Source organism: Rhodococcus sp. BP-316 (assembly GCF_019836105.1).
Lineage (GTDB): Bacteria > Actinomycetota > Actinomycetes > Mycobacteriales > Mycobacteriaceae > Rhodococcoides.
Genome location: NZ_JABUEE010000004.1, coordinates 293978 through 306994 on the forward strand (window position 1 = coordinate 293978; position 13017 = coordinate 306994).

General features: G+C 69.6%; 11 protein-coding genes and 1 tRNA gene. 9 read left to right on the top strand and 3 right to left on the bottom strand.

What is annotated here, in order from left to right; all coding sequences use genetic code 11:
* Nucleotides 1-16: 16 nt before the first annotated feature.
* Together HQ312_RS09925 and cmrA are read left to right on the top strand one after the other, a co-directional pair.
* A complete protein-coding gene (locus tag HQ312_RS09925; RefSeq protein ID WP_222638475.1) occupies nt 17-2029 on the top strand; it encodes an NADPH-dependent 2,4-dienoyl-CoA reductase in 2013 nt (670 codons plus the stop codon).
* Between the two features lie 39 nt (nt 2030-2068).
* The gene (cmrA, locus tag HQ312_RS09930; RefSeq protein ID WP_222638476.1) at nt 2069-2875 is read left to right on the top strand and encodes a mycolate reductase; all 807 of its coding nucleotides are present in this window, start codon (nt 2069-2071) and stop codon (nt 2873-2875) included.
* A gap of 4 nt (nt 2876-2879) precedes the next feature.
* Here the strand turns inward: cmrA and HQ312_RS09935 are convergent, their stop codons facing one another.
* Nucleotides 2880-4454: a helicase HerA-like domain-containing protein gene (locus HQ312_RS09935; protein WP_222638477.1), complete on the bottom strand. Its 1575-nt coding sequence runs from the start codon at nt 4452-4454 to the stop codon at nt 2880-2882.
* Between the two features lie 123 nt (nt 4455-4577).
* On the opposite strand from HQ312_RS09935, the gene orn reads away from it, so the two are divergent.
* Together orn and HQ312_RS09945 are read left to right on the top strand one after the other, a co-directional pair.
* Complete coding sequence (gene orn, locus HQ312_RS09940; protein ID WP_222630093.1) at nt 4578-5180, top strand: oligoribonuclease; 603 nt, start codon at nt 4578-4580, stop codon at nt 5178-5180.
* A gap of 80 nt (nt 5181-5260) precedes the next feature.
* A tRNA-His gene (locus HQ312_RS09945) sits at nt 5261-5333 on the top strand.
* Between the two features lie 54 nt (nt 5334-5387).
* Here HQ312_RS09945 and HQ312_RS09950 read toward each other — a convergent pair.
* Complete coding sequence (locus tag HQ312_RS09950) at nt 5388-6611, bottom strand: DUF4185 domain-containing protein (RefSeq protein ID WP_261782179.1); 1224 nt, start codon at nt 6609-6611, stop codon at nt 5388-5390.
* 515 nt (nt 6612-7126) lie between these two features.
* Here HQ312_RS09950 and HQ312_RS09955 point away from each other — a divergent pair.
* Nucleotides 7127-7876, top strand: coding sequence for a M23 family metallopeptidase (locus HQ312_RS09955; RefSeq protein ID WP_235578966.1), 750 nt, complete (start codon nt 7127-7129; stop codon nt 7874-7876).
* A gap of 4 nt (nt 7877-7880) precedes the next feature.
* Here the strand turns inward: HQ312_RS09955 and HQ312_RS09960 are convergent, their stop codons facing one another.
* A complete protein-coding gene (locus HQ312_RS09960; protein ID WP_261769329.1) occupies nt 7881-9095 on the bottom strand; it encodes an Ig-like domain-containing protein in 1215 nt (404 codons plus the stop codon).
* 481 nt (nt 9096-9576) lie between these two features.
* Here HQ312_RS09960 and HQ312_RS09965 point away from each other — a divergent pair, with 481 nt between their 5' ends.
* From HQ312_RS09965 to HQ312_RS09980, 4 genes are read left to right on the top strand one after another with little or no spacing between them, the layout of a single operon-like run.
* Nucleotides 9577-9969, top strand: coding sequence for a molybdopterin-binding protein (locus tag HQ312_RS09965; RefSeq protein ID WP_027505607.1), 393 nt, complete (start codon nt 9577-9579; stop codon nt 9967-9969).
* Nucleotides 9966-10787: an ABC transporter permease gene (locus HQ312_RS09970; protein ID WP_374198290.1), complete on the top strand. Its 822-nt coding sequence runs from the start codon at nt 9966-9968 to the stop codon at nt 10785-10787. Before HQ312_RS09965 ends, HQ312_RS09970 begins: the two co-directional genes overlap by 4 nt.
* On the top strand, nt 10784-11893 hold the full coding sequence (locus HQ312_RS09975; RefSeq protein WP_222638478.1) for a sulfate/molybdate ABC transporter ATP-binding protein: 1110 nt from the start codon (nt 10784-10786) through the stop codon (nt 11891-11893). Before HQ312_RS09970 ends, HQ312_RS09975 begins: the two co-directional genes overlap by 4 nt.
* Nucleotides 11890-13017, top strand: coding sequence for a TetR family transcriptional regulator (locus HQ312_RS09980; RefSeq protein ID WP_222638479.1), 1128 nt, complete (start codon nt 11890-11892; stop codon nt 13015-13017). Before HQ312_RS09975 ends, HQ312_RS09980 begins: the two co-directional genes overlap by 4 nt.

A 13017-nucleotide genomic window follows, 5' to 3' on the forward strand; every position in this document is an offset into this window, starting at 1 on the left:
AGCATAGGGTGCCGAGATGACCGACTTCCCTGTTCTGCTGTCGCCGATCACGGTCGGTCGTACGACGTTGCCCAACCGGGTGATGATGGGCTCGATCCACACTGGACTCGAGGATCGGGCGAAGGACGTAGAGAAGCTCGCCGCGTACTTCGCCGAGCGCGCCCGAGGTGGTGTGGGACTCGTCGTCACCGGGGGCTACTCCCCCAATCGCACCGGCTGGCTGCTTCCGTTCGCGGCCAAGTTGACCAACCGTCTCGAGGCCCGTCGCCACCGACGCGTGACCGATGCCGTGCACCGCGAGGGTGGTCGGATCGTGCTGCAGATCCTGCACGCGGGCCGCTACTCCTACCATCCGCTCTCGGTGAGTGCGTCGGGTGGGAGGTCGCCGATCACCCCGTTCCGCGCCCGCGGCCTCACCGATCGGGGCGTGGAACGGCAGATCAGCCACTACGTCCGGTGCGCGCGCCTGGCGCAGCGCGCAGGCTATGACGGCGTCGAGATCATGGGCGGCGAGGGCTACTTCCTCAACCAGTTCCTCGCACCGAGGACGAACCGTCGCACCGATCGATGGGGCGGGTCCGCCGAGAACCGGCGCCGCCTTCCGGTGGAGATCGTGCGTCGCATCAGAGCAGCGGTCGGACCGGACTTCCTGCTCTCGTTCCGGATCTCGCTGGCCGATCTGGTCGAGAACGGTCAGACGTGGGACGAGATCGTGGCACTCGCCACCGAACTCGAAGGAGCCGGGATCGATCTGTTCGACTCCGACTTCGGCTGGCACGAGTCGCGCGTGCCCACCATCGTCACGTCCGTACCGAGGGCCGCGTTCATCGACTTCACCCGCCGCCTCACCGAGGTGGTGACGGTGCCGGTGGCGGCGGCGAACCGGATCAACATGCCGGAGGTCGCCGAACGCCTGCTCGCCGACGGCAGCGCGCACCTGGTGTCGCTGGCCCGCCCGATGCTGGCGGATCCCGACTGGCTGCTCAAGGCGAGGAACGGCCGACCGGACGAGATCAACACGTGCATCGCCTGCAACCAGGCCTGTCTCGACCACGTCTTCGTCCATCGCAAGGCGTCCTGCCTGCTCAATCCGCGGGCCGGGCGGGAGACCGAACTCGTGCTGTCCCCGACTCGCTCCGCGAGAACGGTCGCCGTCGTCGGCGCCGGCCCGGCGGGACTCGCCACCGCGGTCGCACTGGGGCAGCGTGGTCATCGCGTCACCCTCTTCGAGGCGCGCGACGAGATCGGCGGCCAGTTCGCGATCGCGCAACGCATCCCCGGCAAGGAGGAGTTCGCCGAGACGGTCCGCTACTTCACCCACGCACTCGCCGCAGCGACGGTCGACGTTCGGCTCGGCACGACGGCCGGCGCCGCGGACCTCGTGCACTTCGATCGCGTCGTCCTGGCCACGGGTGTGGTGCCGCGCATCCCGCCCATTCCCGGCATCGATCACCCCAGCGTCGTCACGTACGCCGAGGCGGTGCTCGGCCACCGCGACGTCGGCAGGCGCGTGGCCGTCATCGGGGCCGGCGGCATCGGTGTCGACGTCTGCGAGTTCCTCACCACGGAACACTCCTCGACTCTGGACACCGCGGAGTGGCGCCGGGAATGGGGAGTCACCGACGATCCGGCGGCCGCGGGTGCCGTGGCCACCGCCGTCGCTCCCCCCGCGGCTCGCGAGGTGTACCTGCTGCAGCGGACGGCGGGACGGATCGGGACGCGACTCGGCAAGACCAGCGGCTGGGTGCATCGCGCCGCCCTGCGAAGCAGGAACGTGACGCAGTTGTCGGGGGTGCGGTACGACCGGATCGACGACGACGGACTTCACATCACCGTCGACGGACGGACACGCGCACTGGAGGTCGACACGATCGTCGTGTGCGCCGGCCAGGAGTCGGTGCGCGATCTTCTGGACGATCTCACAGCTGCGGGAACGGTGGTCGACGTCATCGGCGGCGCCGACGTGGCGGCGGAGGTGGACGCGAAGCGGGCGATCGAACAAGGGACCCGCCTCGCGGCCGCCCTCTGACGTCGCGTGCTCCGAAGCGTCACGCTAGCCTCGGTGACCGTGAGCCTCCCCGCACCCACCGCAGAGTCCCGTGCCGTCGTCACCGGAGCGTCGTCCGGCATCGGAGAAGCACTCGCCACCGAACTCGCCGCCCGTGGTCATTCGCTGATCGTCGTCGCCCGTCGAGGCGAGTTGCTCGAGGCGCTGGCGGCGAAGCTGACCGCCGCGCACGGCGTCACCGTCGAGGTCCGCGTGAACGATCTGTCTGATCCCGTTCAACGCCAGACCCTGGCGGACGAACTGGCCGGCCGCGACATCTCGGTGCTCTGCAACAACGCCGGCATTGCCACCTTCGGTCCGGTGTCGGCGCTGGATCCCGCCTACGAGCGCGCCCAGGTGCAGCTCAATGCTGTTGCGGTGCACGATCTCACGCTGGCGGTCCTGCCCGGCATGATCGAGCGCGGCGCCGGCGGCATCCTCGTCACCGGCTCGGCCGCGGGCAACATGGCCATCCCCAACAATGCGACCTACGCCGCCACCAAGGCGTTCGTGAACACGTTCTCCGAGTCGTTGCGATCGGAGCTCGCCGGCACCGGCGTGCACTGCACGCTCCTCGCACCCGGCCCGGTCCGCACCGAGACGCCCGATCCCGCGGACGCCTCCATCGTCGACAAGCTGGTGCCGGACTTCCTGTGGATCGACAGCGCGTACACGGCACGGCTGTCTCTCGACGGGCTCGAGAAGAACAAGATGCGCATCGTTCCCGGAATCCTCAGCAAGGGCATGTCCGTTGCGGGCCAGTACAGTCCGCGCTCGATCAGCGCTCCGATCATCGGCAGCTTCTACAAGAAGCTCGGCGGTTCCTGACCTTCTACCTCCGACGGCGGCGTCCGGTCCCGAAGATGCTCCGTGAGATCTCGCGACCGGCCGCACTGGCTGCCGACCGCAGGAAGCTCTTCACGGCGGGGTTGGCCATGATGCGTTCTGCGGCCGACGGCCCTTCCGGCTCCGGCGCGGGCAGCGGCGGCAGGTCGTAGGTCTGCGGCAGCGGCGGGAACTCCGGCTGCTGCGGCGTCGGTTCGGGGGCCATCCGTGCGTTCAGCAACTCGTACGCGGACTCGCCGTCGACGGTGGTGCCGTACGTCGCGTACAACGGACTGGCGGTCGCGGCGGCCGTGATCGCGTCCGTTCCGATGGTGTCCATCAGCGACTGCGGCGGACGAATCCTGGTCCAGGCCACGGGAGTCGGCGCGCCCCGCTCGGACAGCACCGTGACGATCGCCTCGCCGGTCCCGAGGGTGGTGAGTGCCTCCTCCAGGTCGTAGTCCGCACTCTTGGGATAGGTCCGTACCGTCTTGGTCAGCGCCTTCTGGTCGTCCGGGGTGAAGGCGCGCAGCGCGTGCTGCACCCGCGCGCCGAGCTGGGAGAGCACCGGCCCGGGAACGTCCGACGGCAGCTGCGTGCAGAAGAAGATGCCGACACCCTTGGAGCGGATCAGTTTCACGGTCTGCTCGACCTGCTGGAGGAAGGCCTTCGACGCGTCGGCGAAGAGCAGATGTGCCTCGTCGAACACGAACACCAGCTTCGGTGCGTCGAGGTCCCCCTCCTCCGGCAGGGTCTGGAAGAGATCGGCCAGCACCCACATCAGGAACGTGGAGAACATGACGGGACGCGCTGCGAGAGCGCCGAGTTCGAAGAGGGTGACGATGCCGCGTCCGTCCGGTGCGGTGCGGATCAGGTCCTCCGTCCGCATCTCCGGCTCACCGAAGAACGTGTCGCCGCCGTCGGCCTCCAGGTTCACCAGTGCCCGCAGGATGACACCGGCGGTGGACGACGAGACGCCGCCGATGCCCTTCAGGTCGGCCTTGCCCTCGTCGCTCCTGAGGTGCGTGATGACGGCACGCAGATCCTTCAGATCGAGCAGCGCGAGCCCCTGCGTGTCCGCCCAGTGGAAGATCAGTCCGAGGGTCGACTCCTGAGTCGCGTTGAGCTGCAACACCTTGCTGAGCAGGATCGGGCCGAACGCCGTGATGGTCGCGCGTACCGGCACCGCGCCACCCTCGGTACCGAGAGAGAGGAACTCGACCGGGAATCCCGTGGGCGCCCACCCGTCCGCGCCGGTCTCGCCGGCCCGGCCGCGCAGGCCGTCCGAGTCCGCGCCCGCAGCGGACAGTCCCGAGAGGTCGCCCTTGACGTCGGCCAGCACCACCGGAACACCGGCCGCGGAGAGCTGTTCGGCGATCACCTGCACGGTCTTCGTCTTGCCGGTTCCCGTGGCGCCGGCCACGAGGCCGTGACGGTTGACCATCTTCAGCGGTAACCGGACCCGTGCGGTCGGATCCGCGACGCCGTCCAGCACCACACTGCCGAGTTCGATGGCGGGACCTTCCGTGGCGTACCCCGCTGCGATCGCGGCCGCGCGGCCACCCTCCGTCGGTTCCGTCATCGTCACTCGTGCTCCCGTTCTCGTGTCGCCGGCGGTACGGGCTGAACTCTATCGCCGGTACCGACACGTGCGGGTCTACTGTGGCAGCGGTACCGATGGACACGACGGATACCGAGGATGTGCGTGAACGACAAACTGGTGTGGATCGACTGCGAGATGACGGGCCTCGAGCTGGGCTCGGACAAGCTCATCGAGATCGCGGCCCTGGTCACCGACAGCGACCTCAACGTTCTCGGCGACGGCGTGGACATCGTGATCCACTGCGACGACGACGCACTGGCCTCGATGCCGGACGTGGTCACCGAGATGCACGCCAAGTCGGGGCTCACCGAGGAGGTCCGTGCGTCGACGGTCACGATGGAGCAGGCGCAGGAGAAGGTGCTCGAGTACATCCGGCAGCACGTTCCCGCCGGCACCGCGCCGCTCGCCGGCAACTCGATCGGCACCGACCGCGGCTTCATCGCGCGGGACATGCCGGAACTGAACGACTACCTGCACTACCGGATGATCGACGTCAGCTCCATCAAGGAGTTGTGCCGCCGGTGGTACCCACGCATCTACTTCGGTCAGCCTCCCAAGGGCCTCGCGCACCGGGCACTCGCGGACATCGAGGAGTCGATCCGGGAGCTGAAGTACTACCGGCAGACGGCCTTCGTGGCGGCTCCGGGACCGACCACCGAGGAGATCGGCGCCGTCGTGACGACGCTGACCGGTGGCGACGCGTGACACAGGGAACCGATTGGCTTCCCGCGTATCGGTCACGCTAGTATCGAACGCGCTGCATCGCCGCAGGGTGTGCAGCAATGGTGGGCGTAGTTCAGTTGGTAGAGCACCAGGTTGTGATCCTGGCTGTCGCGGGTTCGAGTCCCGTCGTCCACCCCGAACACGAAGGCCCCCGACTCGCGAGTCGGGGGCCTTCGTCGTGCGTGGGGCTCAGCGGGGCAGCGCGTCGAGGTCCGTCCGCATGAGGATGACGTTGTAGGACGAGTACTGCGACGCCGTGAAGTACAGCGAGTCACCCGCCGACCTCGGGTGGATGTAGGGCGCGTAGAGGCCACCGCCCGGGTAGTTGCCGATGTCGTTGTTCACCACCAGCGCGGTGGGAGCGCTCCACGGCCCCTCGGGCGCCGACGCGGTCCGCGCCATGATGCGGCCCTCGACGTCGTTGCCGTACAGCATGATGTAGCGACCGAGATACGCATTCCACGCGACGGACATCTCCCCGACCGGCTGGCCGACCACAGGAGCGGCGGCGGCCAGGTCGGAGGTCCAGGACCCACCGTTCCAGTACTCGTACCGGGTGAGGTCCAGCATCGCGTCGGGTGCGACGCGGGCCAGGTAGGCCGCACCGAGACGGCCGTTCGGTGTCCCGTACTGGTACACGAACCCGTCCTGGCCGCGGACGAACGCCGCCTGCTGGAAGCGGGCGTCCAACTGCTCCGTACCGGGGACGGCCACGCCGCTGTTGAACCGGATGGTGGCGGGCTCGGGGAACCACGTCTGCCCGTTGTCGCGCGACGTCGCGATTCCCGCGTAGTTCGTCGACCACACCGAGCCGCTCCACTCGCGGACCGACATGAAGTGCAGATACTGCACGCCGTTCACGGCGATCGCCGACGTGGGAACGATCGTGTACTCGACAGGTGAGAGCCCGAGAGCCGAGAGCAGTTGGGTCGCGAATCGCGGATCGTTCCCGGCCACCACCGCACCGGAGTTCACGTCACCGGGCACACCGTCGGCGAACGTGATGCCGTCCGACAGGTCGGTGTCGTTGCTGCGCAACAGAACATTGTGCCGCCACTGCCCGCCCGGGACCGCGCAGTTCCCGAAGGTGTCGCCGAACGCCATGAGGGTCTGACCGGCTCCGTTGTCCCAACTGATGCCGAGATCGGTCCCCGAGATTCCGAAACGATCGAACGTCCGGTTCACACTCTCCTGACCGGTCACCCACCCCACGGTGGATGTCGACGGCCCGTTGTAGGCGGGCACCGGACCCTGCCGTCCCGCAGGTGGCTGACCGGGAAAACCTGTTCCGTCGATTCCGGTACCGGGCAGTCCTCCACACGGTTCGGCCGCCGCCACGGGCGCGAGCACCAGGCTCACTCCCCCCACCAGTGCCAGTGCCAGCGCAGCCGCCATCGCCCGTTGTCGTCGCATACAGAACATCCCCCACAGTCGCGCCACACGCGGCAGTAACCCGCCCCCGAACGCAAGGTACCAGTCCGGACACGGTCCGATCTCCGCACCGGGACGGCCCCACCGCCGAATTACACGTATGTGTTTTCGCAGGTAGGCCGGCACAACCGAATTACGTTGGTGTAATTGAGCATTCGTGTTACCGAGCGATACTGCTGTCCCGTAGAGTGACCCGTGGCGCTCTTGGGGAAGGTGCGCCGTGTGTTACTCGTGTTGTTCGCTCGACGGACGTGAATGCCAAGGGAAGGGCATTCGACTTCGCCGAGCGGTGCGCCGTGGGCGACTGCTCGTCCGGTACCGGTCGGTGAGACCGGTACGGGACAGAGGGACGTCGACGGCCGTACCGCCGTGGACAGCGCAGCAGCGACGGGACTCCTCCCCCGGGTCGGCGCCGACCGAATGGCGACGCCCGTGGGCGCATACGGAGGTAGCTCGTGCACCGAACATCACACTCGAACACCGCATCACAGGACACCGTGGGCGCATCGCCGTCACCGGTGCGCCGCCGTGGTCGCTGGGGATCCGCCGCCATGGTGGGCGTCGCGGCCACCGGAGCTCTGCTCTTCGCCGGGACACCCACGGCCGCAGCGGCACCCGCGCTTCCGCCGCTCCCCGCTCTGCCCGCGTTCCAGATTCCCGGTGTTCCGCTGAGCGCCAAGCAGCAGGCGGCGATCCTCGCCGCCGTCTTCGACGCGACGGGCGTGCTGGTGCAGGAGGTCGCGGGGCTCGTTCTCGGCGACATCACCCTCACCCCGGTGACTCCCGACGCCGCGCCGGACGCCACGTCGCCCTTCCAGGCGGCCCCGCTGGGGGTCGGCGGATCACGACTCCCCTTGACGCCCGGCACCTTCGAGGTCACGTCCGGTTACGGCGGGCGCAACAACCCGACCGGCGGCGGACGGCAGAACCACGAGGGCATCGACCTCGGAGCCGCGCAGGGCACCACGATCTACGCGGTCACCGGCGGCACCGTCACGCAGGCCGGTGACGCGGGCGACGGGTACGGCAACCTGGTGAAGATCCAGAAGGGCGACACGGAGGTCCTCTACGGACACCAGAGTCGCATCGATGTCGCCGTGGGTGACACCATCGCTCCCGGTCAGGCCATCGGCGCGGTCGGCAGTACCGGCGACTCCAACGGCCCGCACCTGCACTTCGAGGTGCGACGCGGCGGCGAGGCCGTGGACCCGGTCGGTTACCTCACCGCTCTGGGCCTGAAGGTCTAGCGGCTCAGACGGACTGGGCGTTGCCGGCTTTCCACTCGTCCCACGGGATGTTCCAGTCGCCCAGTCCGTCGGTACCCGACAGCGTTCCACCCACGGTGTTCTTCACGACGGTGATGTCACCACGCTTGGTGTTGTCGTAGACCCACTTCGCGTTCGACGGGCTCAGGTTCAGGCAACCATGGCTGACGTTCGAATAGCCCTGTGATCCGACGGACCACGGCGCCGAGTGGAAGAAGATGCCGCTGTACGACATTCGCGTCGCCCAGTCGACCGGAGTGCGGTAGCCCTGCGCGGAGTCCACGGCGACGCCGTAGGTCGACGAGTCCATGACCATGGACGCGAACTTGTCACCGATGATGTAGACCCCGTTGTCGGTGGGCGAGCTGTCCTTGCCCATCGACGTCGGCATGGTCTTGACGTCGACTCCGTTGACGGAGAACGTCACCTGCTTGGTGGCGTCGTCCGCGGTGGCGATGACGGCGTCACCGATCGAGAAGGACGACGACGCGTTCTCCTGGCCGAAGAGTCCCTCGCCGAGGTCGCGACCGAAGACGTCCACCGTCACGGTGACGCGGGTGCCGGGAGCCCAGTAGTTCTGCGGGCGCCACCGCACCTCTTTCTGGTTGACCCAGTAGAAGGCACCCTCGACCGGCGGGTCCGTCACGACGGTGATCGCGTTCTGCGCGGCGATCTTGTCGGGGATCGGCTCGTCGAACTGCACGGCGACCGGTTGGCCTATGCCCACGATCTCGTTCTCGGACGGCAGCAGGTACGGCTTGGTGACGTTGTCCGGCGAACTGGTGGTGAAGGACGAGACGGACGACGCCTCACCGCCCAGACCGTAGGCCCGCGTACGCAACGTGTAGGTGCCGTTGTAGTCGAGCACCTCGCTGTTCGTCCAGGACGACCGATCCTCGGACAGTGCTCCGGGGACAGGGGTGCCGGCGTCGTCGGTGAGCGTCACCTCGGACAGGGTGCCGTCCGCCACGGTCACCGCGACCGGAGCACTCGGGGAGAATCCGACGGACGCGTCGGGCGCCGGCAACGACACCTTCGGCTTCATGAGCTCCGACAGCGGGTTGGAGTCGATCGGTGCGGGAGCCGCCGTCGGTGTCTGACCCGACCCCGCCGTGCACCCGGCCGCGGAGAGTGCGAGCACCGTCATCGCGGCCACCAGAGTCGAGCGCCCACGACGGGTCCTACCCCACGACATCGTCATTCTCTCGACTCCACTCACCTGCGCCCGAACCATCAGCTATCACGCACATGATGCCATCCACCTGGGATTTCTCACCACTCCGGAGCTGGGGAACACGGTCACGGTCGAGTACCGATCGAGCATCGACCCGGCTCCTCACCAGCGGTCCGGAGCCTCTGCCAGCGGGAATGCGAACCGGGCGTCCCGTTTCACTGATCGCGGGTGCTGTTGGTGTGCATCACAAGCGACCCCGGACAGCACGATGCCGCCGAGCGTGAACTCGGCGGCATAGAGGACGGAGTCGGCCGTGCGCCTCTCGGCAGAAGGCCGCTCGTAGCGGCGAAAGGGGTGGTACCCGGGGCATGGATCCGACTCCGTCGAGCTGTGCAACGCCGACACCCCCGAGTCTGTTCCCGGCCGCTAGCATCACGTGGATGCGCGCCCTCGGTCCCACGTCGTCCGCATCTGCGCCGCGCCCCGTCTCGTTCCGGCGCGCGACCCGATGAGTGATCTGCGTGTCCGAGACGCCGCCGCCCTGGTCGGTGTCAGCGACGACACCGTCCGCCGGTGGATCGAGAGTGGTGTCGTCGAGACGTCGAAGGACTCGGCCGGACGCACCGTCGTGAACGGCGCCTCGCTCGCGGCGCACGCTCGGGCCCGCGCCGCCGCACCGCCGGATCCGAGCGGCACGGTCAGCTCCGCGCGCAACCGTCTGGCCGGACTCGTCACCTCGGTGGTCGTCGACACGGTGATGGCCGAGGTACAGATGCAGTGCGGCGCGTTCACCGTGACGTCGCTGATGAGCGCAGAATCGGTGCGGACACTCGGACTGGAACCCGGCAGCGTCGCCGTCGCGGTGGTCAAGGCGACCACCGTCATCGTCGAGACACCGTGATCTCCGGCCTCGCGGGCGGGACGCGCGGCCACCGCGACGCGGTGCGTCCGCCCGCCTGGATCCTCGTGCCTGCCGGACTCGGCACGGCGCTCGTCGTGCTCCCTCTCGTGGCGATGCTGCTCTCGGTCGACGTGGCTCGCTTCGTTCCGCTCGTCACCTCGGAGTCGTCCCGGGCCGCGCTGCTGCTCAGCCTGCGCACGGCGGCCGCCAGCACTGTCCTCTGCATCCTGCTGGGGGTGCCGATGGCCCTGGTCCTCGCGCGGTCGACCGGGCGGATCGTCGCCGTCGTGCGCGCACTCGTCCTGCTCCCCCTCGTCCTGCCCCCGGTGGTGGGTGGGCTCGCCCTGCTCTACGCGTTCGGCAGGCAGGGACTGCTGGGTGAACACCTGCGGGCGTGGGGCATCGACATCGCCTTCACCACCACCGCGGTGGTCCTCGCGCAGACGTTCGTCGCCCTCCCCTTCCTCGTGATCAGTCTCGAGGGCGCACTGCGCACGGCGGGCACGCGGTACGAGGTCGTCGCCGCGACCCTCGGAGCCTCACCCGGCACCGTCCTGCTGCGGGTCACCCTTCCCCTGGTCCTGCCCGGGCTGGCGTCGGGTGCGGTGCTCTCCTTCGCCCGCGCGCTCGGCGAGTTCGGCGCCACCCTCACGTTCGCCGGGTCGCTCCAGGGCGTCACCCGCACCCTCCCGCTCGAGATCTACCTCCAGCGCGAGACGGATCCCGATGCGGCGGTGGCCCTCTCGCTGGTCCTCATCGTCGTCGCGATCGTCATCGTGATCCTCACTCGCAGTCGGCGTCCGGCAGGCGTGCTGTGACACCCACCGACACTTCGGTCGTCCTCGACGTCCGTCACCGAGCACGCGGCGCCGACCTCACGCTCACGGTGCCGTCGGGCGGTGTGGTGGCGATCCTCGGGCCCAACGGTGCCGGGAAGTCGACGCTGCTGTCGATGGTGGCCGGACTCGTCCGGCCCGACGACGGCGTGGTCCGCATCGGAGCGCGCACCCTCACCGACAGCGCGCAGCGCATCGACGTCCCGCCGCATCGCCGACGGGTGGCTCTCCTCGCCCAGGACGCGCTGCTGTTCCCACACCTGTCCGCGCTGGCGAACGTCGCCTTCGCGCCCCGCTCACGAGGTGCCGGACGAGCCGAGTCCGAGCGACTCGCGCGCCGATGGCTCGAGGCCGTCGACGCGGCCGACCTCGCCGATCGGCGGCCGCGCGCACTGTCCGGCGGACAGGCCCAACGCGTCGCCCTCGCCCGCGCACTCGCGGCGGACCCCGACGTGCTCCTGCTCGACGAGCCGTTCGCGGCGCTCGACGCCGAGTCCGCACCGGCCATGCGCCGCGTGCTCCGCGAGGTGCTCGCCGAGACCTCGCGCACCACCCTGCTGGTGACCCACGACCGGGTCGACGCCCTGACGCTCGCCGGTGAGGTGGCCGTCGTCGACGCCGGACGAGTGGTCGAACACGGCACCGTCCGCGGCGTTCTGACGGCTCCGCGTACCCGGTTCGCGGCCGCCCTCGTCGGAGTGAACTCGATCGAGGGCACCATCACCGCTCCGGACACGCTCACGACCGCGTCGGGTGTCGCCGTGCAGGGCCGCGCCCCGGATCCTCTCGACGCGGGCTCATCGGCGGTGGCCCTGCTGCATCCCACCGCCGTCTCCGTCTTCGTCGACCCACCGCGGGGCAGCCCCCGCAACGTGCTGCCCGTGCAGATCGGCCACGTGGAGTCCACCGGCTCGTCGGTCCGCATCACGTCCACCGCGGCCGCGGGTCTGCCCGCGCTGCACGCCGACGTCACCGTCGCGGCGGCCACCGAACTCGACCTCGTGCCCGGCCGTCGCGTCCACTTCGTCGTCAAGGCCGGCGAGGTGGCACTGCACGCCGCGGCTCCCGGCGCGCCCACACCGCGGTGACCGGTGGGTCGCCACGGCCGCGGCGACTGCTCGACGCGGCAGCGGATCTGTTCGGCGCCCGCGGCTACGCGGCCGTCGGCATCGACGACGTCGCGGCGGCCGCGGGCGTCTCGGGGCCGTCGGTGTATCGGTGGTTCGACTCGAAGTACGACCTGCTCCGCACGCTGCATCTGACCGCGGTCGAACGCCTCGAACGGCGCATCGCTCGGGAGGGCGCTCCCGCCGATCACCACGCGCTCGCTCTCGGCGCCCTCACCGTGCGCCGCTCGCTCGGCACGCTGCGCCGCGACCGCCCGCATCTGCACGACCCCGACATCGGTTCGGTGACCACGGTTCTCGATGCCGTCACCGCGGCAGCACGTCGTGCCGATCCGATCCTTCGGCCCTCTCGCGACTCCGACGTCACGACTCGGGCGGTGCTGTCCACCCTCTCCAGCATCGGGACGCACCGCCTCGCCGTCCCCGCCGCCGCGGTGCTCGAGGTTCTCGACTCCGCGTGCGCCGCGGTCCTCTCGGCGGACCTGCCGGACGCCGTCGACGATCCGGAACTCCCGCACGGCGTCCCGCCCGTCGGGCGACGGGACGCACTCCTGCGCTCGGCCGCGGCGCTGTTCGACGAGAGCGAGCCCACCGACGTGACGATGGCGGCCATCGCCTCCTCGGTGGGCATCGCGGCGTCGAGCACCTACCGCTGGTTCGGCGGCAAGACCGTGGTGCTGGACGAGGTGTGCCTCGGCGCCGCGCGCCGGGCGGCGGACGAGACGGCGCGTGTGCTCGCCCGGTCGGACACGCCGCACCAGGCGCTGGCCGGGCTGGCGCGGCGGCGCGTGGCCCTCGCGACGCGGGCGCCGGCACTGCGGGTACTCCGGCGCCACGGCCTCTCGACCGGTCCGGCGACGGCACGCGAGCTCACCGTGATGGCTCGCCAGGAGCGCGGAGAGTGGGTGCACCTCCTCGCGTCGACGATGCCGGGACGCTCGCGGGCACAGTCGTCGGTTCTCGTCGAAGCAGCGTTCACGGTGGTGGACGACCTGTCACGGCACGTCGACGATCGCCGGCTCGCCGCGGTGATCACCGCGATGCTGGGTGTGGACGACGGCGGGCCCCGATCACCACATCGGTGA